General features: G+C 40.4%; 20 protein-coding genes. 11 read left to right on the top strand and 9 right to left on the bottom strand.

Translation table 11 applies throughout. From position 1 onward, the window contains the following. Positions 1 to 345: 345 nt before the first annotated feature. The gene (locus ACIF8R_RS16220; protein WP_396481924.1) at positions 346 to 1,218 is read right to left on the bottom strand and encodes a LysR family transcriptional regulator; all 873 of its coding nucleotides are present in this window, start codon (positions 1,216 to 1,218) and stop codon (positions 346 to 348) included. A gap of 255 nt (positions 1,219 to 1,473) precedes the next feature. Here ACIF8R_RS16220 and ACIF8R_RS16215 point away from each other — a divergent pair, with 255 nt between their 5' ends. Beyond that, the gene (locus ACIF8R_RS16215) at positions 1,474 to 2,082 is read left to right on the top strand and encodes a LysE family translocator (protein WP_396481922.1); all 609 of its coding nucleotides are present in this window, start codon (positions 1,474 to 1,476) and stop codon (positions 2,080 to 2,082) included. 101 nt (positions 2,083 to 2,183) lie between these two features. On the opposite strand, the gene ACIF8R_RS16210 is transcribed toward ACIF8R_RS16215, so the two are convergent. Next, entirely contained in the window at positions 2,184 to 3,209 is a 1,026-nt protein-coding gene (locus tag ACIF8R_RS16210) for a fatty acid desaturase (RefSeq protein ID WP_396481948.1), read from the bottom strand. Positions 3,210 to 3,424: 215 nt separating this feature from the next. Between ACIF8R_RS16210 and ACIF8R_RS16205 the strand changes: the two genes are divergently transcribed. Next, the gene (locus ACIF8R_RS16205; protein WP_233930547.1) at positions 3,425 to 4,432 is read left to right on the top strand and encodes an AraC family transcriptional regulator; all 1,008 of its coding nucleotides are present in this window, start codon (positions 3,425 to 3,427) and stop codon (positions 4,430 to 4,432) included. 57 nt (positions 4,433 to 4,489) lie between these two features. On the opposite strand, the gene ACIF8R_RS16200 is transcribed toward ACIF8R_RS16205, so the two are convergent. Next, positions 4,490 to 5,857: an amidohydrolase gene (locus ACIF8R_RS16200; protein ID WP_396481920.1), complete on the bottom strand. Its 1,368-nt coding sequence runs from the start codon at positions 5,855 to 5,857 to the stop codon at positions 4,490 to 4,492. Positions 5,858 to 5,890: 33 nt separating this feature from the next. Beyond that, complete coding sequence (locus ACIF8R_RS16195; RefSeq protein ID WP_396481918.1) at positions 5,891 to 7,276, bottom strand: long-chain fatty acid transporter; 1,386 nt, start codon at positions 7,274 to 7,276, stop codon at positions 5,891 to 5,893. A 298-nt stretch (positions 7,277 to 7,574) separates the two neighbouring features. Here ACIF8R_RS16195 and ACIF8R_RS16190 point away from each other — a divergent pair, with 298 nt between their 5' ends. From ACIF8R_RS16190 to tcuB, 6 genes are all read left to right on the top strand, one after another. Continuing rightward, the gene (locus ACIF8R_RS16190) at positions 7,575 to 8,504 is read left to right on the top strand and encodes a LysR family transcriptional regulator (RefSeq protein ID WP_032050009.1); all 930 of its coding nucleotides are present in this window, start codon (positions 7,575 to 7,577) and stop codon (positions 8,502 to 8,504) included. Positions 8,505 to 8,782: 278 nt separating this feature from the next. Next, positions 8,783 to 10,093 (top strand): MFS transporter, encoded by a 1,311-nt coding sequence (locus tag ACIF8R_RS16185; RefSeq protein WP_191000678.1) that lies wholly within the window; start codon positions 8,783 to 8,785, stop codon positions 10,091 to 10,093. An 86-nt stretch (positions 10,094 to 10,179) separates the two neighbouring features. Continuing rightward, positions 10,180 to 10,974, top strand: a complete 795-nt coding sequence (locus ACIF8R_RS16180) for a substrate-binding domain-containing protein (protein ID WP_396481916.1) — start codon at positions 10,180 to 10,182, stop codon at positions 10,972 to 10,974. 131 nt (positions 10,975 to 11,105) lie between these two features. Beyond that, positions 11,106 to 12,035: a LysR family transcriptional regulator gene (locus tag ACIF8R_RS16175; RefSeq protein WP_396481914.1), complete on the top strand. Its 930-nt coding sequence runs from the start codon at positions 11,106 to 11,108 to the stop codon at positions 12,033 to 12,035. A 103-nt stretch (positions 12,036 to 12,138) separates the two neighbouring features. Further along, positions 12,139 to 13,545: an FAD-dependent tricarballylate dehydrogenase TcuA gene (gene tcuA, locus ACIF8R_RS16170; RefSeq protein WP_396481912.1), complete on the top strand. Its 1,407-nt coding sequence runs from the start codon at positions 12,139 to 12,141 to the stop codon at positions 13,543 to 13,545. Next, positions 13,535 to 14,668, top strand: coding sequence for a tricarballylate utilization 4Fe-4S protein TcuB (tcuB, locus tag ACIF8R_RS16165; protein WP_396481910.1), 1,134 nt, complete (start codon positions 13,535 to 13,537; stop codon positions 14,666 to 14,668). Before tcuA ends, tcuB begins: the two co-directional genes overlap by 11 nt. A gap of 77 nt (positions 14,669 to 14,745) precedes the next feature. Here tcuB and ACIF8R_RS16160 read toward each other — a convergent pair whose 3' ends face one another. Continuing rightward, positions 14,746 to 15,279 (bottom strand): HPP family protein, encoded by a 534-nt coding sequence (locus ACIF8R_RS16160; protein WP_348889094.1) that lies wholly within the window; start codon positions 15,277 to 15,279, stop codon positions 14,746 to 14,748. A 97-nt stretch (positions 15,280 to 15,376) separates the two neighbouring features. Here ACIF8R_RS16160 and ACIF8R_RS16155 point away from each other — a divergent pair, with 97 nt between their 5' ends. Further along, the gene (locus tag ACIF8R_RS16155; protein WP_014208449.1) at positions 15,377 to 15,925 is read left to right on the top strand and encodes a TetR/AcrR family transcriptional regulator; all 549 of its coding nucleotides are present in this window, start codon (positions 15,377 to 15,379) and stop codon (positions 15,923 to 15,925) included. Positions 15,926 to 15,939: 14 nt separating this feature from the next. Next, positions 15,940 to 16,599, top strand: a complete 660-nt coding sequence (locus ACIF8R_RS16150) for a VOC family protein (RefSeq protein WP_396481908.1) — start codon at positions 15,940 to 15,942, stop codon at positions 16,597 to 16,599. Positions 16,600 to 16,684: 85 nt separating this feature from the next. Here ACIF8R_RS16150 and ACIF8R_RS16145 read toward each other — a convergent pair whose 3' ends face one another. The 3 genes from ACIF8R_RS16145 to ACIF8R_RS16135 all read right to left on the bottom strand — a co-directional run bounded on the left by ACIF8R_RS16145 (position 16,685) and on the right by ACIF8R_RS16135 (position 20,735). Further along, complete coding sequence (locus ACIF8R_RS16145; protein ID WP_396481906.1) at positions 16,685 to 17,914, bottom strand: CaiB/BaiF CoA transferase family protein; 1,230 nt, start codon at positions 17,912 to 17,914, stop codon at positions 16,685 to 16,687. A 52-nt stretch (positions 17,915 to 17,966) separates the two neighbouring features. Continuing rightward, on the bottom strand, positions 17,967 to 19,289 hold the full coding sequence (locus ACIF8R_RS16140; protein ID WP_396481904.1) for an MFS transporter: 1,323 nt from the start codon (positions 19,287 to 19,289) through the stop codon (positions 17,967 to 17,969). A gap of 225 nt (positions 19,290 to 19,514) precedes the next feature. Continuing rightward, positions 19,515 to 20,735, bottom strand: a complete 1,221-nt coding sequence (locus ACIF8R_RS16135; RefSeq protein WP_002055095.1) for an acyl-CoA dehydrogenase — start codon at positions 20,733 to 20,735, stop codon at positions 19,515 to 19,517. Between the two features lie 246 nt (positions 20,736 to 20,981). Here ACIF8R_RS16135 and ACIF8R_RS16130 point away from each other — a divergent pair, with 246 nt between their 5' ends. Further along, on the top strand, positions 20,982 to 21,929 hold the full coding sequence (locus ACIF8R_RS16130) for a LysR substrate-binding domain-containing protein (RefSeq protein WP_396481902.1): 948 nt from the start codon (positions 20,982 to 20,984) through the stop codon (positions 21,927 to 21,929). A gap of 89 nt (positions 21,930 to 22,018) precedes the next feature. On the opposite strand, the gene ACIF8R_RS16125 is transcribed toward ACIF8R_RS16130, so the two are convergent. Continuing rightward, positions 22,019 to 23,194 carry a zinc-binding dehydrogenase gene (locus tag ACIF8R_RS16125; protein ID WP_396481900.1) on the bottom strand — a complete coding sequence of 392 codons (1,176 nt, stop codon included), beginning with the start codon at positions 23,192 to 23,194 and terminating at the stop codon, positions 22,019 to 22,021. Positions 23,195 to 23,497: the final 303 nt, after the last annotated feature.

The following is a 23,497-nucleotide window of genomic DNA, read 5'->3' as shown; positions in this document are numbered from 1 at the left end:
ATAAAACCTAAAAAAATTTCGAGCTCTTTTTTGAACTTTCCAGCCTTGTCAGTTTTGTGCCTTATGGTCTTATCAAAAAGTGAATTACTGGAGCGCTTCAGAGCATGAATAGATTTATACCGCAATCAGAACATGAATAAAAATGATTTAGTCTCATTCAAAACTGAGTGAAATTCATGTTTAGGGTTTAATAAATAAGTATGAAGTTAAATATTTTTCATCTTAGAGAGTTTTAGACAGCACAAACGAGACATACGGCGCTCTCGTTTTAATGCCTGTAATTTTTATAATTTATGATTATTTTCAATAGATTAAAAAACTTTTACTTAGATAAAAAGAATTAATCTAAAGCAATTTATGCTGAATCTCACTCATCTCTGCTTTTAGCCATTCTAAAAATATAGTTTTGCGTGGATCTTCCTCAAAAGCACCATGAGAAAGTAGAAAATAGGCTGAACCGTCTTGAACGATTGGTGAAATTTTTTGTATTGCGTTCCACTCAAGCTCTTTTTCAATCATATAAATTGAGATAACTGTAGCTCCGAGTCCAGCCAAACAGCCTTCTAAACATAGATAAAAATGTTCGAGTTCAACTTTAGTGTAGCCTTTTAAACTTTGCTTTAACTCAGCAATACGACTCATGCTTTTGAAAAAATTCGGTCTAGAGGTCGAAATGAGTACGTCGTTAGTTTCCGATGGCTTGGTTGCTTGAACTAGAGCGATATATTCATCGGCAATCTTTTCGCTATAAATATGCTCTCCCCAATCAAAGTCATTTCTACGAATCGCGATATCAATATTATCTTTTTCAAAATCGACCACGCCACCTGCGGTAAGTAGCACCACTTCAAAATCATGACCGAGCTTTTTAAATTTTGATAACCGCGGTATGAGCCATTTCATGGAAAGAGTGGGTTCACATGACAAAACTAGTTGCTTGTTATGAGTTTTGGGCTGGCTGAGTTCTATTAAACATTCATCAAGTTGACCAAAAACTTGATGGCAACAACTCAATAAAATTTCACCTTGCTCAGTCATCACAAGCGTTTTATTTTTTCGGTCGAATAAAGTCGTATTTAAAGCTTCTTCTAAATTATAAATCTGTTTACTAACGGCACTTTGCGTCACAAATAATTTCTTTGCGGCTAAAGTCACGCTGCCATACTTCGCCACAAAATAGAAAAATTTTAGTGAATTCAGCGATATTCTTTCGATCATTCCAAAAACTCATAGATATGTAGTCGTTTTTATCGATTTTTATTTCTAGGTTTCTGTTCAAAATAAAAATCACCTTTATTAAAACCTATTTTAGATGATGAAAAATATTTTAAATATCTATATCTATCTTCATAAATGTAAAGCCGCAATCTTTCTCACCAAAAGGATAGTAGCTTTAAGTAAAACAGTTCTCCTCTCGAATACATTCCAAAAAGTACAGAATAGATCCCTCGTTTTCACTGAGGGTACAAGATAATGGCAGAGTTTATTGCGGTTATTCTCATTACGATTTTGGCAGTGGTAAGCCCCGGCGCTGACTTCGCGATCGTCACAAAAAATAGTTATCTGTATGGCAGAAAAATAGGGGTTTTCACTTCACTCGGCATATCGCTTGGTGTGTTGGTGCATGTGACCTATACGTTAGTTGCGGTTGCCTTTGTGATGGCTTATACGCCACAAATTTTGACTATTGTTAAGTACATTGGCGCACTTTACCTGATCTATATTGGTTATAAAACCTTTACGCAAAAACCTGTTTTAGATGCTGTTGCTTTAAACGCTATAGGCACTTTTCAAGCCATAAAATACGGCTTTTTTACCAATGCCCTGAACCCTAAAACCACGCTATTTGTGATTAGTACCTATACCCAAATTGTGAGTTTAACCACGCCTGAAAGCATTCTTTTAGCTTATGGCTTTTTTATGTCATTTGCCCATTTTATATGGTTTGCACTGGTGGCTGTGCTTTTCTCTTCAATGCTCTTAAGACAGAAAATGTTAGCCAAACAAGCTCAGATTAATAAGGTAATTGGTTCTATTTTATGTGTGTTGGGTGTGATTCTGCTTTTTACTAATTTTCAGTAGAGGCACTTAATTTTTAAGAAACTCTTTAGTGAAATTATGGTTAATGGACTGAGTGCTTCGTACAGAACTCAGTCCATTTGAGTGAGATAAAAAGCTATGTTTTAACTTTTTGATTCTGATAAATCATTTACGTTCCAACGGTTTGCTCTTTTAAAGGTTCCAACATCGTTAAACCGCACTCCCATATCACGCATGACTTTATGGGCAACTGGTGCGGTCATTTGGCGAATGTAGAATGGTTCTTTCACCACAAAATGATGGATGGCATGCGTTGAACCAAAGTTAAAGCAAAACAATTGGAACGGAGTCATCCACCACGGTGTTAATACTTGAGTTTGTTGAATGACATTACCCAATTCAACGTCACCGTAGTAATGCATATTACTAGTCACAAAATGCAAGCAGAAGGTACGCAGCACATTCGGTGCAACCCAAACAACAGTCAAAATATTAACTACATGCATGATATTTAAAGTGGTAGCTGACCATGCAATCGGTGCATTCGCCCAACCTGCAACAGCATCAATTGCGTGAAAACCTAAGAAGATATACCACAGCGACCAGTGAATAATTCCTAGCGGGAAATAGGCCATAAATGCACGTTTAAAAATTACTTTTCTAACAGTCCAATTGCTTGCAGAAATAATACGGAACAAGACCGCCAAGCCGTTATCACCAATCGCGATGAGACGACGTATGCTCCACTGTTCTCCGTTGGTTAAAGCTCTTTCTTCTAAATCAACTTCGGTGCCTGAGTTTTTATGATGGTTAAAATGCAGCTCACGACGTTTCCACGGGTTAATGGTACTTGGTCGAGCTAACCAGACTAAGCCCATCATTAAATGATGTGCCCATGGTTTCTTTCTAAAATACATCCAGTGAATCAGGTCATGCTCTAACTCATGGGTGAGCGATGCAAAAAAAGCAATAATTGGAATTGCAAACCAAGCTGAAAGTTGATGATTTATATAGAGCACGGCAGTCGCTATCATGCTGACCAAAGATATAAATAGAATCATCGCCCCAATGGCATTTTGATGGTTCAAAATAGGGTGGCGTTTGCGTAAAGCCACGCCTTCTGCTGTTACTACTTTTTTAATATGTTCCGTTTTTTCGCTATCGGTCATTCCGGCAGGATTTTTATAAATATAGGTCATCCGTTATTCCTCAGTTTTTCATGCCTCTACTTTATTTAGATCACCCTAAGTGTGCTTAGCTCGAAACGCCAATCTATTGGCTATGGATGCCAAAATAAAAAGATTCAGAATAAACAAAAGATTTTTTAGTTTTGAATCTTTTATACTGTTCAGAGGAATATGAATCACAAGTTATAGGACATAACATGCCACAGACAGCAACGGCACTGGCTAGCTGGGTGAAAGCGATTCAAAAAGCGCTCGAAAAAGCCGGTGTTGATAGTCAACCTTTATTACAACAAGCAGGTTTAGATATTCAGGCTCTGAGTAATCCTGATGCACGATATTCATTAAAACAAACAGCAAATTTATGGAAATTAGCAGTTCAGAAAACTCAAGATTCATGTTTTGGCCTTAAAGTTGCCAGCCAAGTCAACCAAAATACTTTTCATGTGTTAGGGCATTCACTGATTACTAGCACCACACTAAAAGAGATGTTTCTAAGAATTATTCGTTATTTTCGTGTGGTTACGGATATTCCAGAGCTAGAGTTTTATGGACAAGGAAATAACCATTATTTCGTTATTCATGTTCCCGACGAAGTTCAGCCCGAATCTATCGATGCATTTATTTCCGTTTTTATTCGCTCAAGTCGTGCTTTACAAGGCTCTGTTTTTTCGCCATTACGCATTGAACTTAGACGTTCAGAGCCCGAAGATTTAGAAACTTTTCAGAGTATTTTAAAAGCTCCGATTGTTTTTAATGCACCCAAAGATATGATTGTGTTTGATACGGCAACGATAGAACAACCACTAGAAGGTGCAAATCCGACTCTCACTCAAGAATATGATGAAATTATTAATCGTTATCTGGCACGGCTCGATAAAGAAAATATATTGGCACGAGTGAAAGTAAAATTAATTGAAAAATTATCTACAGGTGATTTTCAACAACAAGACGTTGCGAAAAGTCTAGGCTTAAGCATACGGAGTCTGCAACGCAAACTTTCTGCCGAAAACACCTCTTATAGTGAGTTACTTGATCAGACTCGGCATGAACTCGCCTTATCGTATATTAAAAACTCAAGCCATAATATTACTGAGATTGCTTATATTCTTGGCTTTACCGATGTAAGTAGTTTTACCCGCGCGTTTCGCCGCTGGACCGATTTATCACCTATCCATTATCGAGAAAAATATTTGGCTTGCTCTTAACTTTTAAAAACTTAGATAAAAAAGATGCATGTGAATGCATCTTTTTTTATGAGTAACTTACTTTTTAGTGAGTAGTTCTAACATCGAAACTGTAGTGACCTTGGCACCAACTGGCAAAGCTTTTAAATCAACAATGTAGTTTGGACTATGTGGAATATAAGGTACAGGTTTGCCTTGCTTGACTGCATTTGCAAACACAACTGGGTCTGCCACACCAATAAACATAAAGTTAAAAGGAATATCTTTTTGGTCGCCTAACAAATGATGAACATCTTCAGACCCCATAACCGCAGGATACTCAGTTAGAACATGTTTATCGCCCAATAGTGCCTTTAAAGGCCCATTTAAACGTGCCGAAAATTCTTTATTGTTAACTACAGGTGTGCTCGAACCTTTAAACGTAAAGGTAGGTAATTGATCTTTACCCATACCCTGCATTTGGGCGGCACCTTCACTCATAGACTTAATATTATTTAACATGGTTTCACGCACTTTTGGATCAAACCAGCGCAAATTCATTTTGACTAATGCCGTAGAAGGAATCACGTTATTCGAGTTTCCAGCCTGAATTGAGCCAATCGATAACACTGCTGCTTGTTGCGGATCAACTGCATTACCCATAATGGTTTGATATTGAGTCACTGCGTTTGCAGCCATGCTAATCGGGTTCTTGGTGAGCATTGGTAATGAGCCATGCCCACCCACACCTTTAAATAAAACATCAAGCTGGTCGGTTCCCGCCATACGTGGTCCCGGTGCATTGATGACCACGCCCACAGGTGCAGGTGTGGTATGCACGGCAAAGAAATAATCAGGTTTTGGTAAGTTGTATTTTGTCCATAAGCCATCGGTCACCATAGCTTTTGCACCTGTGATCGGCTCTTCGGCAGGTTGCGCGACTAAAATAATAGTTCCGCTCCATTCCTTTTTTAAAGCCACTAATGTTTTTGCCATGCTGAGCATCCATGTCACATGTGCATCATGACCGCACATATGTGCTACAGGTGTTTCAGTTCCATCATCGAGTTTTACTCGTACTTTACTCGCATATGGTAGACCAGTCGCTTCTTCAACAGTATTGGCATCCATATCGGCACGGTACATGACTGTTGGCCCTTCACCATTTTTTAAAATACCGACCACGCCTGTTTTGGCTATTCCCGTTTTAACATCAAAACCTAGTGACTTAAGCTCTTTGGCAACAATGGCAGAAGTACGCGTTTCCATAAACCCAAGTTCAGGGTGTTCATGAATGTCTTTATAGACCTTGCTTAACCATTCTGTTTGGCCATCAATAATAGTTAACGCTTTTTGCGAAACCGCTGGCAAAGTTGTTGGACTTGCTTCCGCATGAAGGAGAGTTCCATAACTTGCAATGAAAGTCGATAATCCTAAAAATAGGCTGTTTTTAATGATTTTATTCATGAAATTAAAACCTTATAAATGACTGATTTAATTTTAAAATTTATATCCAATTTTTAAGCCATAGCTGACTGAGTGGTTATCCTTAAACTCACCTACATAATAGTCACTACCCGCCTGTGCGCCAAGCTGAGCTTTTGCATCGCCTAACCAGTAATACTTCACGCCACCAGAAATAAAGTATCGCGATGTCGGGCTATATTGAGCACCCACGCCCAAGTTGTAATATCCCTTAGTTGGGCCACCCGTTGACACTTTATCTCCTGCTCCTGAGTCCCATCCAACTGACACAGAACCTAACCATTTTGGCGAAAAGCGTTGTCCTAAACCCAAATTTAAAGACCATTGGTCATCATAATAACGAACCAAATTAAAACCTTCCGGACGGCTTGGCGTTGATAGTACGCCAACAACTTTTGAGATCTCACCGAAGCGATAAGGTTGCAAAGCAAGGTCACTCCAATTTACCCAGCGTAAACTACCAAACAGTAACGTTCCCTGACGAAGTCCTGTCTGGAACTCCAAATTCACTGAGTCTGGAGATTTAAATTTTGTTGTACCTGCATCTTCTTGTTCTGGCAAATTGCCAATAATCTGATTTAAGTAAGCTTTCTTTTGTGGAGTCATCTGACTAATAGAAATCATGTAGTCTAGATGCTGATTAACTAAATCACGACCTTGTTGAGTGCTTAACATCTCAATGAGTGGGGCATTTTCAGTCGCGTTTAGTTTGTGAGTAATGGCTGAACGGTAGGTTAATGAGACTTTCACAGCTTTTTCTGGAATCTGGTAGGCAAGCCCTGCTAACCATCCCAAGTCACCTACAGTTTTGGTGTGAAAGTCATAGCCGTTATAAAGACTAAATACATTACCCCTTAATTCAACCTGACTTTTAAAGGTTTGATAGACTGGCCCCGCATAAAGATTCCAGTTTTTTGTGGGTTGATATCCCAAAATAAAGCTTAAATTTTGTATATCAAATTCTGATTTTGCATTTCCTGTAGGAGCCTGACCAGAAGTAGCATTGGCAAGCCCTGCTGTTGTAATGCCGGGTAACATAACTGTGTCTTTTGGCGTTGCAACAAAGCCATTTAGGCCTGAATATTCTGTGTCGGCACCAAATGGTTGATCGTAAAGCAAGCCAAATGAATACTGCGGTGCTAACTGTAGTTTTAACGCTGCGGTAGGTCGATAATCGGTGTTGGCGATATCTGAAATTGAATGATGTGACGGGTTTGTGCCCGATTCTACACCACTTAAATCAGCATCTGTGATTCCTAAACTTGCTTCAAAATAGTTGCCCGGTTGTAAAAATGCCGCTACAGACTGCCCTGTTTTATCAAATGCAGCAGCATGTAATGTACTTGTGCAAATTGAAGTTATTCCTAAGATAAATATTTTTTTATTCACAACAAAATTCATAGATCCATCCTGGATATTTTTTATTTTGATTCCTCACTTTATGTAGATTTGAACGATTATGCTTAGCTCCAAACGCCAATGATTTGACCGTAGATGCCATATTGAAGAGTTAGGGTTTGTGTAGCTGTAAGCAAAACATCATCTTTTTATTAACCATAAAAATTGATTGGACTTTTAGGCTAGAGAGTGATTTTTTAAGAAACTTTTTTATATATTGCTGTTAATATTAAAACGCATGATAGATTTCCCAATCCTTCATATCTCTATAAATCAAGGATGATGAGCGAATACATTTATTATGGAAATCAAGCAAATAAAGTATTTTTTGACGGTGGTTGAATCAGGCAGTATTGGTAAAGCTGCCCAAAAACTCGATGTTGGCGCTTCGGCGATTAGTCAGCAAATTAGCAAGCTCGAACAAGAGCTAAGCATTCGCTTATTACAGCGTAATGCCTTTGGTGTCACGCCTACACCTGCCGGCCTTGCCTTTTTAAAGCACTCACAACTGATTTTGCGTCAAGTGAACTTCGCCATAGATGCTGCGCATTCTGCGCGGCTATCTGGTCATGTGAGCCTTGGTTTTCCACCGACTATTACCGCTTTAATTGGCATCCCTTTAATGAAACTAATGTCTGAACGCTATCCAGACATTCGTTTAGAGATTGTGGAAACCCTGTCAGGTAATCTCATTCAGTACATTAACTCGCGTCAGCTTGATATCGCGATTATTTTTACTAATGAGATTGATAAGCAGTGGTCTATACAGCCCTTGGTACGCGAGCAAATGTACTTGATGGCACGCAAAGAAGTGCTTGAAAAATACGGTCTTAGCGATTGCATTAAAAGCGGCATTATTCAGTCGCAGCAAATTGGCGACATTCCTTTAGTGTTGCCACGTCAGCGTCATAGCTTACGAAAGCTGCTTGAGCACAAGATTGGACAGCTTAATGTCGTCTATGAAATTGATGGCTTACACTTACTCATGGACAGTCTAATTCACCTCGACCTTGCCAGTGTTCGCCCCGGAAGTGCCTGCCTGCAAGAATACAAACATCAGCTGCAATTGCTTAAAGTGATTGACCCAGAAGTGGAACGAATTAACTACTTAGTGAGCCTTGCAGAAGAAGAATTATCACCCGCTGCACTTGCTGCCAAGTCAGCCATTAAGGCATGTGTGAAAGAGTTGATTCAAAACCAAATTTGGCCATGTTCTGAAATTATTGTTTAAAGGGTCATTAATTTTTCTAAATACCTAATTAATTTTCGCCTCTCACTCCTCCCTGCTTTTTAAGATTACATTTTTATACGAATGATAAGTGGTTTTCTGTTTATCGAAATATAGATGTGTAGTTTTAACTGGAAACAAGGCATCACATTTTCTACCAAGGACACCTTTAAATCTCATCTCTAACCCATTTCCTATTTAGGTTTATTGATTGAATCAATTTACGTCCAAACTTTGAAGATCGTGAATGTTTCCATTTTGTCAGGCCAAGGAGGTCTCCAATGGATGTCGTTAATAACCGTAGGGCTACTTTTAAAAAAATATTAAATGTAACGAGTGGCAACTTTTTAGAACAGTACGATTTTTTTCTTTTTGGTTTCTATGCTACTTATATCGCAGCAAAATTTTTCCACTCTGAAAATGAATATGTCTCGTTAATGATGACATTTACCGTATTTGCTGCGGGCTTTCTTATGCGTCCTCTCGGCGCTATTTTCTTGGGTGCTTATGTCGACAGAATCGGTCGCCGTAAAGGTTTGATTGTGACTTTAAGCCTCATGGCTATTGGTACAATCTTAATTACCTTTGTACCGGGTTATGACACCATTGGTATTATGGCTCCTATTTTGGTGGTCATTGGACGCCTATTACAGGGCTTCTCGGCAGGTGTTGAATCTGGCGGTGTGTCTATTTACCTTGCAGAAATTGCAACCGATAAAAACCGTGGTTTTATCACAAGCTGGCAGTCTGGTAGCCAACAAATTGCGGTGGTGTTTGCTGCGTTATTTGGTTATTGGCTCAACACCGTCTTAACTCATGCGCAAGTGAGTGAATGGGGCTGGCGTATTCCGTTCTTAATTGGTTGTTTAATCATTCCTTTAATCTTCTTATTCCGTCGTACTTTAGAGGAAACTGAAGCATTTAAAGCGCAAAAAACTCATCCTTCAACCAAAGAAATTTTCAGCACACTGGCGAGCAACTGGCGCATCGTACTTGCAGGTATGATGATGAGTGCGATGACCACAACCACCTTCTACTTTATTACGGTTTACACCACAGTATATGCAAAACGTACTTTAGAAATGTCGGTCACAGATAGCCTGTTAGCAACCGTGTTTGTGGGTTTATCGAATTTCTTCTGGTTACCAATGGGTGGCTTACTTTCAGACAAAATTGGTCGCCGTCCAGTGTTAGTGGGTATTACGACACTTGCGATCTTTACCAGTTATCCAGTTTTAAGCTGGTTGGTGAGCGACATTAGTTTTTCAAACTTACTGATCACGCTTGCTTACTTCTCGTTCTTCTTTGGTATGTACAACGGGACTATGGTCGCAACACTTGCCGAAGTAATGCCAAAACGTGTACGTACAGTTGGCTTCTCTTTAGCGTTTAGTCTTGCAGCCGCTATTTTTGGTGGTATGACGCCAATGGCATGTACTTACCTTGTGGAAAACACAGGCAATGCAAGCACACCAGCGTACTGGCTGATGCTCGCTGCGGTATGTAGTCTCATCTCAAGTTTATATCTATGTCGCGGTTCTAAACAGAACAAATCTGACGCGATTGCTGAACCTGCAAAGGTTAGCGCTTAAAACAACTCCTTAACCTGAAATTTTAATGAACAGTACGGCGCATGTTGCAGCCGTACTGTGCTCTCCTATCATTAAAGCGAGATACTATGAAAAAGTCCCCTATCTTCATGACCATTTGCCTAGCTGGTGCAGGCTTAGGCTCAACCCTTGCTAACGCAGATACCCTCGAAGTGATTAGCTCAGGCGGTTTTTATTCATCTATGGAAAAACTCATTCCAATATTTGAAAAGCAAACTGGTCACACGGTTCACCTTTCGTCTGGTTCATCTATGGGTGCATCGCCAACGGCAATTCCAAACCGACTTGATCGTGGTGAACATTTTGATGTGGTGGTGTTGGCTGCTCCTGAACTGAACAAGCTTGCAGAAAAAGGTTATGTAGACCCAAATTCACAAAGTGCTTTAGTCAATTCAAGCATTGGCATGGCTGTGCCTAAAGGTGCACCAAAGCCAGACATTAGCTCTGCGGCAAAATTTGAAAAAGTTTTATTAAATGCCAAGCACATTGGCTATTCAGCAAGTGCAAGCGGTACGCATCTTGAAAAAGATGTTTTCCCAAGCTTCCCACCTGTCGAGTACAAAGTGATTTCTGGTAAAGCAGAAAAAGTAGTCGGTGACCGTGTTGCAAAACGTATTGCTGAAGGTCAGTTCGATATTGGTTTCCAGCAAATTAGTGAAATCAAACCTTTTACTGGCCAATATGGTCAAGTTGATTTAGTCGGTCCAATTCCTGCCCCTTATCAAAAAGTCACCGTGTTTGCTGCTGGCATTGGTAAAAACTCTGAACATGCAAAAGTCGCAAAAGAACTTATTCAATTTGTGAAATCGCCTCAAGCGAAACAAATTATTGAAGAACAGGGTCTTGAGCAGGTTAAACAATAAAAGCTCTAAAAGGCAGCATTTTGAGAGGATGTTGCCTTTACTCTTTAGACGGTTTACGTAGCGTAATAGAACAAAATGCAGAGCGATAAACCAGTGTAGAATAATGAACAAAGGACAATGTAGTATTTGCCGTGGAACTCAAACAATTAAAGTATTTTATTGCAGTGATCGAGTCTGGAAGCTTAGGTAAAGCTGCAAAAAATCTCGATATTGGAACTTCTGCATTAAGTCAGCAAATCTCAAAATTAGAAAGTGAGCTTTCTATTCGCCTTTTACAACGTACTGCTTTGGGTACGGTTCCCACCCCCGCGGGCTTAGCTTTTTTTCAACAGATTCAACTGGCACTTAGACACTTAGACCATGCTGTAGATTCTGCACACTCTTCACGTTTAAGTGGTCACGTCACTGTCGGTTTTTCGCCAAGTGTCGCATCGGTTATAGGCACGCACTTTTTAAAACTCATGAGAAACCGTTATCCCGACATTAAAGTCCGTTTAATTGAAGGGTTATCGGGTGACCTCAAGGCATTAGTTAATGCAAGGCAGCTCGATGTCGCGATCATCTTTAGTGACGATGTCGACCCGCAGTGGGCTATACAGCCTTTAGTCAAAGAACAGATGTTTTTAATCTCGCCTAAAGAAGTGCTGAGTCAGTACCATCTTGAAAGCTGTATCGACACTCAAACCATTACTCATTCACAGCTTAAAAAACTTCCGCTGATTTTACCGAGTCAACGACATGGACTGCGCTTGTTGCTTGAACAGAAAATTCATCAGCTTAAAGTGGCCTATGAAATTGATGGGCTACATTTGTTAATGGAAAGCATTAGCCAACTCGAAATGGCAACCATTCAACCTGCTGGTGCCTCATTAAACTCACGGCAAGACCTATGTTTGCTACGCATTGTAGAACCTGCCATTGAGCGTATTAACTATTTAATTAGTCTGTCTGAAGAGGAACTCTCGCCTGCTACCTTAGCTACGAAAGTAGTGATTCGTGCTTGTGTCACCAACCTGATTAATGAAAAGCGTTGGCCAGGTGCGGAACTCATAAACACTTAAGCGCTTAGTGTTTATTTTTACTAAACACCCATTCAAGCTTAGCCTCTCACTTCACCTTCCCTTTTAAAGCTACATTAGTCCTAGCTGAGAAAGGGAGAAATCCATGCATGATGTGATTGTAATTGGTGGTGGGAATGCCGCACTCTGTGCCGCGCTCACGGCAAAAGAAAGTGGCGCGTCTGTGCTAGTAATAGAAGCAGCACCTAAAGAATGGCGTGGTGGTAACTCACAACACACTCGTAACCTTCGCTGCATGCATGATGCTCCTCAAGATGTATTGGTCGATGCCTACCCCGAAGAAGAATATTGGCAAGACCTACTTAAAGTGACTGCGGGCAAAACCAATGAACATTTAGCTCGTCTGGTCATTCGTAGCACGGCAACCTGTCGTGACTGGATGCGTAAACATGGCGTGAATTTTCAGCCACCCCTATCGGGAGCTTTACATGTTGCACGTACTAATGCCTTTTTTATGGGTGGCGGTAAAGCCCTCATTAATGCGTATTACCGTAGTGCCCAAGAACTTGGTATTGAGATTTTATACAACACAAAAATTAAAGATCTAAAGTTAAACCAAGGACATTTTGAAGCTGCAATTGCGGAAGATGGCCGTGTATTTAAAGCGAAAAGCTGTGTATTGGCCGCAGGTGGTTTTGAGTCAAATCTGGAATGGTTAAGAGAAGCATGGGGACAAAATGAAAACGGTGAATGGCCTGCCGATAATTTCATTATTCGTGGAACCCGCTTTAATCAAGGCAACTTACTCAAATTTATGATAGATCAAGGCGCAGATATTATTGGTGACCCATCGCAATCGCATTGTGTAGCTGTAGATGCACGCGCACCGTTATATGACGGCGGCATCTGTACCCGTATTGACTGTGTTTCATTAGGTATTGTGGTCAATAATAAAGCCGAACGTTTTTACGATGAGGGCGAAGACTTCTGGCCAAAACGTTATGCGATTTGGGGCCGCCTTGTTGCCAAACAACCTCAGCAAATCGCCTATTCGATTATCGACTCAAAAGCCATTGGTCGCTTTATGCCACCTGTGTTTGCGGGTGTAAAAGCGAATAGCATTCAAGAGTTAGCCGAAAAAATCGGGCTAGATGTAAAAACCTTCTGTCACACGGTAGAAGAATTTAATCAAGCCTGTGTGCAAGGTACCTTTAACCATACCGTTTTAGATGACTGCACCACCGAAAATATTGTTCCCAACAAGACCCATTGGGCCGTTCCTCTTGATCGCCCACCCTTCTATGCCTATGCGCTTAAACCCGGCATTACCTTTACCTATTTAGGCTTAAAAGTCGAAGATGATGCTGCTGTGCGTTTTAACAATAAAGCCAGCCGTAACCTGTTTGTCGCTGGCGAAATGATGGCAGGTAATGTACTCGGTCAGGGCTATACCGCAGGCGTTGGTATGTCGATTGGCACAACCTTTGGACGCATTGCCGGAAAAAATGCAGCCCACTATGCACTTTCACAAGGAGTTGAACATGAATGCTAGTACTAAAGCCCTAATTCCAGTTGTTCAGCTCTCTGACCATGAGCAGGAAGTTCAAAGAGCACTACAAATTTGTAATGCTTGTCGTTACTGTGAGTCGTTTTGTGCTGTATTTGCGGCCATGACCAAACGTCTTGAGTTTAATCAAGCCGATATTCATTACCTCGCAAACCTGTGCCATAACTGTGGTGCATGTTTACACGCTTGCCAATATGCCCCGCCACACGAGTTTGGGGTAAACATTCCAAAAGCGATGGCGCAAGTACGTTTGGAAACTTACCAAGAGTTTGCGACCCCTCAGCCTTTAGGCCGACTTTATAAGTCTGTTGGGATTCCTTTTGTTTCGGCGTTATCAGTTATTTTCTTCTTATGCATGTTAGCTGTGGTGTGGTACAAAGGCACCGACCTGTTTGCAGGCTATCAAGGTAATTTCTATGCAATTTTCCCGCATAACTTTTTAGCGCTACTGTTTGGAGCGACCTTTACAGTTGCGATTGTTCTGCTCGGCATTGGGATTAGTAAATTTTGGAGACAGACATCTAAAGTTATTCACGGCAAAGTTGAGAAACCCGACCTTATTCAAGCCTCTCAAAATGTATTAACACTTAAATATTTAGATGGTGGACATGGCAAAGGCTGTAATGAGCAAGATGACCGTTACACACAAATCCGCCGCGTATTCCATCACCTGACGTTTTATGGCTTTATGCTCTGCTTTGCAGCCACAGGTGTAGCGACTTTATATCACTATTTCCTAAACCTACATGCCCCTTACCCTATCTTTAGCTTGCCTGTTATTTTGGGTACTTTGGGTGGGTTGGGCTTAGTGATTGGACCAGCTGGTTTGCTTTATTTAAACCTTAAACGTCATCCATTACATGGTGACCGTGAGCAAAAACCTGTAGATCGAGGCTTTATTTTCCTTTTAATTTTAGTCAGTGCTTCAGGCTTAGCTCTTATGGCATTTCGCAATACACCCTACATGGCACTTTTACTGATTTTCCATTTAGCTACGGTCATGACCTTCTTCATTACCATGCCATTTGGAAAGTTCGCACATGGTTTTTACCGCAGTGCTTCTTTACTCAAATTTGCCATCGAAGAACGTATTTCTAAGAAGTCATAATTTCATTCAAAAGTATTCACTATCTTGGCGTAGTGAATACTTTCATTATTTTAAGCTCAAAATACTTCATAGCTTCCCTACTTTTTACTATTTAAAATTCCCAAGCCATACATCGGCCACTTGGTACTCGCTTTAATATTATTAATCAGCATCGCCACCAAAACTAAAGACACTGCGCCCACCAAAACAGGGAAAATTAAGAAACTCCACTCATAATGTATGCTGCTTGCGGTGAGTAAAATAACTAAAGGATTGGCCCCAGCAGGTGGATGAACGCATTTAAACACTTGCATGAGCGCAATTGCGCAGCCCACTGAAAAAGCAATTGTAAAAATAGAAACACCGACAAATTTTAGAAAAAACAAACCCACAAAAGCCGAAATAAGATGTCCAAATATAATATTTCTCGGCTGCGCCAAAGGTGACTGCGACACGGTATAGAGCAATACACAGGTCGCACCAAACGGCGCCATGATAAAGATATTGTGTGTGAGCTTACTCAACCACAAAAGTATAAAAATACTGACCGTCCCCCCAATAAGGCTTCTTAAAACATCAACTTTAGTGGGCGATGGAGCCAGTTTTTCTTTGCCATAAAAGATCGAGAACATGGTTTTATTCCTTAAACAGACATTGCTTTTTAAAAAGCATATAGATAAAATTTCAAATAGTACAGATCTGTACTATTTTATTTTTTGGAAAAGACACATGTCAAAATCTGCCTTAAAAATATTAGATACAGCCGAGAAGTTATTTAACGAAAATAGTTTTGTCGGGGTTGGCGTTGATTTGATTCGCGATGAATCTGGTTGCTCTAAAACCACCATGTACACGTACTATAAAAATAAAAATCAACTAGTTAAGTCTGTACTTGTTGCACGTGATGAGCGGTTTAAGCAAAGCCTTCTAGGCTATGTTGGAGATGCAACAGGGTTAGAAGCCATCAATAAAATTCTGGATTGGCACACCAATTGGTTTAGACAAGATTTTTTTAAAGGCTGTTTATTTGTAAGAGCGGTCGCTGAATCTAACCAAGATGATCAAGACATTATTTCTATTTCTAAAGCCCATAAACAATGGATTAAAGTATTGATTGCGGAAAACTGCAATATACCGAATGGTGAAGCTTTATCTGAGCTGATCTATACGGTGATTGAAGGATTAATTAGCCGCTTTTTAGTCGATGGTTTCGATGAAACACTTGCGATAAATATGAAAAATTCTATTAATCAATTATTTAATATTCATCAACATTAGCATGAGAACTTAAAATGGAAGTGGACCATATTTTTATTTGTGTACAATCAGGCGCTCCCGAAGCTGAAACTTTAAAAAAATTCGGTCTAACAGAAGGTTCATCCAATAAGCATCCGGGTCAAGGTACCGAAAACAGACGCTTTTTCTTTAAAAATAGCTTTATCGAGTTAATCTTTTTAAATAACCCAGAAGAAGCCTCAAGTGATCTCGCCAAACCTACTCTGCTTTTTGAGCGACTAAGTACTCAAAATAATATCGCGTCCCCTTTTGGTATTTGTTTTCGCCCTAAAAATAAAGATGATAATGGTGCAAAATTTCCTAATTGGGTTTACAAGCCAAGCTATTTACCAGCCAGCTTAGAAGTAAATGTTGCCAAAGATTCTGTGGTATCTGAACCAATGTGGTTCTTCCTTTCATTTGCTTCACGACCAGACCTTGCTGCGAAAGAAAAACAACAACCACTTGTGCATAGCAAAGATTTATCAGAAATCACTGCGATTAAAGTTTCTGTTCCAAACCTAGAGCAGCACCCTACTTCGTTGCTGTTCAATACAGTTGATAATTTTGAAGTCACCGATGGATCGGAGCATTTAATGGAAATTAGTTTTGATCATGAGCCTCAAGGAATAATTCATGATTTCAGACCAGAACTGCCGCTTATTTTTAAATATTAAAACGCTTACTTTTTAATAAAAAAACTGTGATTTATTGCAAATCACAGTTTTTATTTAAATTGAATCACATTAAAAAAGTAACAGCTTAAGCAATTTTTCCATCAATAATGCCCTTCTCTTTTAACGCAACCAGTTCTTCTGCTGTTTTAAATCTCGATAAGATTTGAGCCGTATGTTCACCTAGCTCTGGCGGTGCATGATGATATTCAACTGGAGTATCAGACAACTTGATGGGTGAGCCAATCGTTTCGAAGTTTTCATTTAAACGATGAGGAATATTCACCACCAAATTACGATGTACGATTTGTGGTTCAGCCAAAGCATCTTCAATAGAGTTGATAACACCTACTGGCACTTTAAGCGCATGAATCATCTCAACCCATTCTTTAGCAGTTTTCTGCAAAAAGTGCTCGGACAATAAAGGAATCAGTTCATCTCGATATTTGACACGATCCTGATTACGCACAAATTTTTCATTTTCGAGTAGCTCTGGATAACCAATCGCAATACACAAATCTTTAAATTGTTTGTCGTTACCACAAGCAATAATAAATTCTTTATCTTTGGCCTTAAAAGTTTGATACGGCACAATACTCGGGTGTTGATTACCCATGCGCTGTGGCGCCTTACCCGAAGCTAAATAGTTCATTCCCTGATTTGCCAATGCCGCGACCTGTACATCAAGGAGTGACATATCAATATACTGACCACGTCCCGTTTGCGAGCGTGCAATCAACGCCGCCTGAATCGCGATGGTGGAGTACAATCCAGTTTGAATATCTACAACAGCCACACCAACTTTTTGCGCACCACCGCCTGCCACATCATCAGGCTCGCCAGTAATGCTCATTAAGCCAGACATACCCTGAATAATAAAATCATAGCCGGGTTCTTCTGCACGTGGGCCATCTTGCCCAAAACCAGTAATCGAGCAATAAATAATATTTGGATTTAACGCACTTAAGGAAGCATAGTCCAAACCATATTTAGCCAAAGATCCTGTCTTATAATTTTCAATTACTACGTCGGCAGTCTTGGCAATTTCATAAATTAAGGCCTGACCTTCTGGTGTGGTAATGTCCACTGCAACCGAATATTTATTGCGGTTGGTACACTGGAAATAACCAGATTCACGGGTCATGTTTCCATCTTGGTCGAGCATCCATGGTGGGCCCCACATACGGGTGTCATCACCGACTCGAGGACGTTCAATTTTAATCACTTCTGCGCCAAGGTCTGCCAAGATTTGCCCACACCATGGCCCCGCAAGCACACGACTTAAATCTAAAACCCGAATTCCTTGTAATGCACCCATAACGATACCCTTATCTTTTTAGAAGGTACTCAGAGCACCTTCCTGTCATTGTTTATGATTGTTTTTGCGGATCGTATTGACGATCTTTAATAAATAATCCCGGCAATACACCTGCAACAAAATACGCAGCGCCCATCACAATAAAGGCCATAGTAAACGTACCGCCCGATGCCAAGAATCCAATGGTGGCTGGTGCAATAGCAGCCCCGACACGACCAATGTTATAGGCACCGCCAATGGCTGTTCCGCGTACATCAGTTGAAAAACTTTCAGCCATATAAGTCGCGTTTACACCATATGGAATGCCATATAAGAAGCCAAAAGTGATCAATAAATACAAAATATTGTCAGGAGTATTGAAGAAAATAATGATTGGCAAGAACACGGCGCTGGCAATTGTTCCAAACACAAAAACAGCACGGCGGTTAAATTTGTCAGCAAGATACCCTGCTAAAATTTTGCCTAAAATCATTGCGGTATATGAACCCACCATATAACTGGTTAAATTTTTAAAGTTCATATGTACTTCTGTTTCTAAATAACTTGGCATCCAGTTGTTAATGCCGTAATAACCAAACTGTAAGAAGAATGCTGTGGTCATCCACAACAAAAACATTTTACGGTGCTTAAAGTTATTAAAGATTTGCTTATAAATGCTGCTACTTTTTGGCTTTTCAGCCACCACTCTTTCTTTAGGCTGTCTGCTGCCTTGCAAGCTTTCAATTTTGGTGAGCTGCCAAGATTTTGGCTCCGGCACAAATCGTTGTAGGAAAATATTAACGAAAGCAGGTACAACGGTCAGGAAGAATAAAACACGCCAGCCATGATCTGGAATAATTGCGCCAGCTAATAGCGTCGCAGCAATATAACCTACGGTTTGTCCCGTCTGTAATGTGCCCAAGACCGTTGTACGGTAAGTGGTGGGTACATATTCAGCCATTAAGGTATTACAAGCCATATAAAGTGCTCCAATACCCAAAGCACCAATAAAACGTAAGGCCATAAATTGCTCGAAGCTTTGCGTAAAGCCCAATAAGCAAGTCGCCACCGAAAAGAAAGTTACCGAGTTAGCAATGGTTCTTACACGGCCAAACTTGTCACATGCCCAGCCACCCAAAATACCGCCAATACCCATACCCGCCAAAGAAGCACTACCTAAGGCACCCGCTTGAAAGGTACTTAACCCAAACTCTGCTTTTAAACTGGTCAAGCTATAAGACAGCAGCATAATATCTATGCCATCGACCACCATCGCAAAATAGGCAAATAACAATGCCCATTTCCATGTATTTGGTCCAATCTTTTCATATGTTCCTAGGTTACTTGGAAATGTAGTTCTTAACTCTTTCGATATTACTTGAACGTCATTGTTCATCTTTAGTTCCTCATTTTCCCAAATGAGTCATCGATAGCTTACTTATGTTTTCTGTATGACTTAATCTTCTATACTTTTCATCATCTTACATTTAGTTTTAAGTACACAGAGGCACATCTTTACATGAGTATCCTTACGATGAATCTTGTCATTTTCCATAAATTTTTGCGTAAAAATCCCTAAAGGCGTTCTCGAAAGAACACCTCTATCTTTTAAATGAATGAGTTAGTTACTAAATGCTGCGATGCCTGTTTGTGCACGACCTAGAATTAAAGCATGAACGTCATGTGTACCTTCATAGGTGTTCACAACTTCAAGATTGACCAAATGACGTGCCACGCCAAACTCGTCACTAATACCGTTTCCACCCATCATGTCACGCGCCATGCGGGCAATATCAAGCGCCTTTCCACAGTTGTTACGCTTAATTAAAGATGTGCCTTCAACTGATGCAATGCCTTCATCTTTCATACGGCCAAAACGTAAAGCTACTTGCAAGCCTAATGCAATTTCAGTTTGCATATCTGCCAGTTTCTTTTGAATCAACTGATTTGCAGCCAACGGACGACCAAATTGTTTGCGGTCCATGGTGTATTGATGTGCAGTATGCCAGCAAAACTCGGCAGCACCCATTGCGCCCCATGCAATACCATAACGGGCGCTATTTAGACAGGTAAATGGGCCTTTTAAACCTCGAATTTCAGGGAACGCATTCTCTTCAGGTACAAATACGTTATCCATCACGATTTCACCTGTAATCGATGCACGTAAACCAACCTTGCCATGAATGGCAGGTGCAGATAGACCTTCCCAGCCCTTTTCTAAAATAAAGCCGCGAATATCACCGACATTGCCTTCAGCAGAAACTTCTTTTGCCCATACTACAAATACATCGGCAATTGGACTATTGGTAATCCACATTTTTGCGCCAGTCAAACGGTAACCACCATCAACTTTCTTAGCACGGGTAATCATACTGCCCGGGTCTGAACCATGGTCAGGTTCAGTCAAACCAAAACAACCAATGTATTCACCCGTAGCTAGTTTAGGTAAGTACTTTTGCTTTTGCTCTTCGGTACCAAATTCATGAATCGGAACCATGACCAATGAGCTTTGCACACTCGCCATAGAGCGGTAGCCCGAATCGACATATTCAATTTCACGCGCAACCAAACCATAACTCACATAGTTCAAACCCGCACCACCGTATTGCTCAGGGATGGTTGGACCCAGTAAGCCAAGCTCTCCCATTTCACGAAAAATAGATGGATCTGTTGTTTCATGACGGAATTGTTCAAGTACACGGGGTTGCAGGCGTTCTTGGCAATAGGCATGAGCTGCATCACGAATCATGCGCTCATCTTCGGTAAGCTGTTGTTCAATTAAAAATGGGTCTTGCCAGTTAAATTGAACTTTTGCCTTTTTTGTTGTCACCATGTGATTCATCGCATCCTCTGCTTGATTTAATCTTCTTTATTTAACTCGATGTTATGCGTGAAAAATGCAGTAATCAAACGATAAATGTTCATGCAGATATGCGACTTACGCATATTTAAAACAAGACGCATTAAATTTAGATATTTAATTCATTGTATTTCATTAAAAATGGCTTATTTTTATACTAAACTCGGATAACTGCATTTAGGTCATATGCTGTTTTGAAATATGACGACAAATAAAAGGATTTTATTTATGCGAAGAAGCATCCCATCCATTCAGGGCCTGATTTGCTTTGAAAGTGCAGCAAAACATCTAAGTTATACCTATGCTGCGCAAGAGTTATGTATTACCCAAAGTGCGGTCTCTCGCCAAATTCAGCAGTTAGAAGATTTCTTGGGTGTTGAACTCTTTATACGTACTCGGCATGGTGTTGAACTAACCATTGCAGGTCAGCAGTATTTTAAAAGTATTAAGCCTTATTTATTGGGTTTAGAGAAATGTACAGCCGATGTGATTTCTCATAAAGGTTTAGGTGGAACATTAAAGTTAGGCGTGGTGCCTACCTTTGCAACGCGTTGGCTGTTACCCAAGCTCCATCTTTTAAATCAAAAACACCCTGAAATTACAGTACATTTAGAAACCAGTACCAAACCTTTTTTATTTAACGATAATATTTTTGACGCTGCTATTTTTGCAGGTACTCAGCAGCAAATTGACCACTGGCCTGGCATACAAGCACATTATTTAATGGATGAAGAAATTGTACCTGTGTGCTCACCCAGACTCATCGAGAAGTATTTTCCAGATGCTGTGATGATTAATGAAAATACCTATGATCTAAGCTCAGAAGATTTACTGAAAATTCCCCTGCTACAACAAACCACTCGGCCTAGCATTTGGCAAGAATGGTTTCTGACCCATCAGATGCAGCACCCTAAACCTTTTGATGGACAACGCCATGAGCTATTTTCAATGCTTGCGGTTGCTGCCAGCCATGACATGGGAATGGCTCTAATTCCGCAAATGCTGATTGAATCTGAACTACAAAAAAAGGAACTGGTGATTGTTTCCAATAAGAAACTAAAAGGTAGCCGAAAATACTATCTCATTCACTCAAGCCAAGACATAACCCCAACCATTCAGAAATTTGTTGACTGGATTTACCAAGAACTAGGACAACTAAAAAGCAATACAAATTAGCTGAGCCACTTTGTGCGATCTATACGCATAAAAAAAGATTGTGATTGATAAGATCACAACCTTTTTAGTTAAGCATAAATGACTTTGAATTAATGACTCATCAACTGAATGTCTGGACCACTACGTTTTGGGTCAATCAAAATTTTGGCATGCTGTTCAGGGTCACGTAACGCTTCAAATGCATTGGTAACTCCTTCTAGGCCAACAACACCGGTAATGAGCGGTAAACAGTTCACTTTACCTTCTGCAATCATGTGTAATGCATCTCGGAACTCCAGCGGTGTATAACCCAACACAAACTGAATTTCTAACTCTTTATTAATTGCAAGTGCTGGTTCTATTTTGTCGCTTTGCATGCAGACGCCCACCCCAACAATTCGGGAAAACAAAGGTGCACCTTCAATAATTTGCTGCAAAACACCCGGTACGCCCACACATTCAAAAATAACAGGACGTTTTGGCAGAGCACCTAACTTATCAATCATGCGCCATCCATGCCACCACGGTAAGCGTGTCGCTTGCAACTTATCAAATAGTCCCATGCCCATGTTAATTGCGTCAGAAACATTGCCAAGCAAACCAAACTCTTTCCAGTTGGCAAATGGCGATGTCTCTTTAGGGTCTACCACAATATCCGCACCACATTGCTCGGCAAGCTTACGGCGGTTTGGTGAAAAGTCACTGGCAACTACAGTTTTAACCCCAGCCGCTTTAAGCATTAATATGACACCTAGCCCAACAGGACCGCAACCAATCACAATAGCGGGTTCACCAGTTTTCACACGGCTACGGCGAACAGCATGCAATGCAACAGCCATAGGTTCAGTCATGGCAGCACTATCTGCATCTAGACCATTGGGTACTTCAAACATCAAACTCGACTGAGCCAATACTTGCTCGGCATAACCACCTGAAGCATTTGGAGAAAGTCCTGTAGACAAGTAACCATGCTGATCTACATTTAAAAGCGGCATTGCACAAACAAGTGTATCTGCTTTAAATTTATGACGTGTTTTTGGACCATAATCCAAAACCTTGCCACAGAACTCATGTCCTAGTACAAACGGATCTGTAGACTTCGCTAAACCATTAAACCCTACACGTGCAGCCAAATCATGCATGTGGTCGCAGTGATGCTGCATATGCAAATCAGAGCCACAGATCCCACATCGCACCACTTCCAATAAAACCTGTCCTTTAGCAGGGGTTAATTTTGGTTGGTCCACCACTTGTAGTTTTGCTTGATGACAAAGTACCGACTTCATTTGAGTGCTTCCTATTTCTTCTTTTTCATTTACTTGCCAGAAATAGATTTCTACAGATAAATTAATCGCTTTATCAGTTTGGTCTTTAGCAAGCCTTTATTCATATTTACAAGTAAAAGCCAAAATACCAATGACCATTCTTCAGCCAATCCACTCTTGAAGAGTCAACAAAAAATAGGCTCAGCGAAATTAAAAACAATAAAAATCTTGGTGCTCGTATCTTACACAGACTGCGTTGTCTTCTTAGGCCAGAACAATGTCATCAAAATTAAAACTAATACAAATATAGTAAGTTCAAAAAAC

It is taken from the genome of Acinetobacter sp. ABJ_C4_1 (genome assembly GCF_044538495.1).
In the GTDB taxonomy this organism is placed as follows: Bacteria; Pseudomonadota; Gammaproteobacteria; order Pseudomonadales; family Moraxellaceae; genus Acinetobacter; species Acinetobacter nosocomialis_A.
Note: the sequence above shows the minus strand (reverse complement) of the source record. Positions and strands in the feature narration are given on the sequence as shown.

What these genes read in the sequence shown, in the direction of transcription:
- ACIF8R_RS16220 (WP_396481924.1), bottom strand. Translation starts at nt 1,218, where the DNA reads ATGATCGAAAGAATATCGCTGAATTCACTAAAATTTTTCTATTTTGTG.
- ACIF8R_RS16215 (WP_396481922.1), top strand. Translation starts at nt 1,474, where the DNA reads ATGGCAGAGTTTATTGCGGTTATTCTCATTACGATTTTGGCAGTGGTA.
- ACIF8R_RS16210 (WP_396481948.1), bottom strand. Translation starts at nt 3,209, where the DNA reads ATGACCGATAGCGAAAAAACGGAACATATTAAAAAAGTAGTAACAGCA.
- ACIF8R_RS16205 (WP_233930547.1), top strand. Translation starts at nt 3,425, where the DNA reads ATGCCACAGACAGCAACGGCACTGGCTAGCTGGGTGAAAGCGATTCAA.
- ACIF8R_RS16200 (WP_396481920.1), bottom strand. Translation starts at nt 5,857, where the DNA reads ATGAATAAAATCATTAAAAACAGCCTATTTTTAGGATTATCGACTTTC.
- ACIF8R_RS16195 (WP_396481918.1), bottom strand. Translation starts at nt 7,276, where the DNA reads ATGAATTTTGTTGTGAATAAAAAAATATTTATCTTAGGAATAACTTCA.
- ACIF8R_RS16190 (WP_032050009.1), top strand. Translation starts at nt 7,575, where the DNA reads ATGGAAATCAAGCAAATAAAGTATTTTTTGACGGTGGTTGAATCAGGC.
- ACIF8R_RS16185 (WP_191000678.1), top strand. Translation starts at nt 8,783, where the DNA reads ATGGATGTCGTTAATAACCGTAGGGCTACTTTTAAAAAAATATTAAAT.
- ACIF8R_RS16180 (WP_396481916.1), top strand. Translation starts at nt 10,180, where the DNA reads ATGAAAAAGTCCCCTATCTTCATGACCATTTGCCTAGCTGGTGCAGGC.
- tcuA (WP_396481912.1), top strand. Translation starts at nt 12,139, where the DNA reads ATGCATGATGTGATTGTAATTGGTGGTGGGAATGCCGCACTCTGTGCC.
- tcuB (WP_396481910.1), top strand. Translation starts at nt 13,535, where the DNA reads ATGAATGCTAGTACTAAAGCCCTAATTCCAGTTGTTCAGCTCTCTGAC.
- ACIF8R_RS16160 (WP_348889094.1), bottom strand. Translation starts at nt 15,279, where the DNA reads ATGTTCTCGATCTTTTATGGCAAAGAAAAACTGGCTCCATCGCCCACT.
- ACIF8R_RS16155 (WP_014208449.1), top strand. Translation starts at nt 15,377, where the DNA reads ATGTCAAAATCTGCCTTAAAAATATTAGATACAGCCGAGAAGTTATTT.
- ACIF8R_RS16150 (WP_396481908.1), top strand. Translation starts at nt 15,940, where the DNA reads ATGGAAGTGGACCATATTTTTATTTGTGTACAATCAGGCGCTCCCGAA.
- ACIF8R_RS16145 (WP_396481906.1), bottom strand. Translation starts at nt 17,914, where the DNA reads ATGGGTGCATTACAAGGAATTCGGGTTTTAGATTTAAGTCGTGTGCTT.
- ACIF8R_RS16140 (WP_396481904.1), bottom strand. Translation starts at nt 19,289, where the DNA reads ATGAACAATGACGTTCAAGTAATATCGAAAGAGTTAAGAACTACATTT.
- ACIF8R_RS16135 (WP_002055095.1), bottom strand. Translation starts at nt 20,735, where the DNA reads ATGAATCACATGGTGACAACAAAAAAGGCAAAAGTTCAATTTAACTGG.
- ACIF8R_RS16130 (WP_396481902.1), top strand. Translation starts at nt 20,982, where the DNA reads ATGCGAAGAAGCATCCCATCCATTCAGGGCCTGATTTGCTTTGAAAGT.
- ACIF8R_RS16125 (WP_396481900.1), bottom strand. Translation starts at nt 23,194, where the DNA reads ATGAAGTCGGTACTTTGTCATCAAGCAAAACTACAAGTGGTGGACCAA.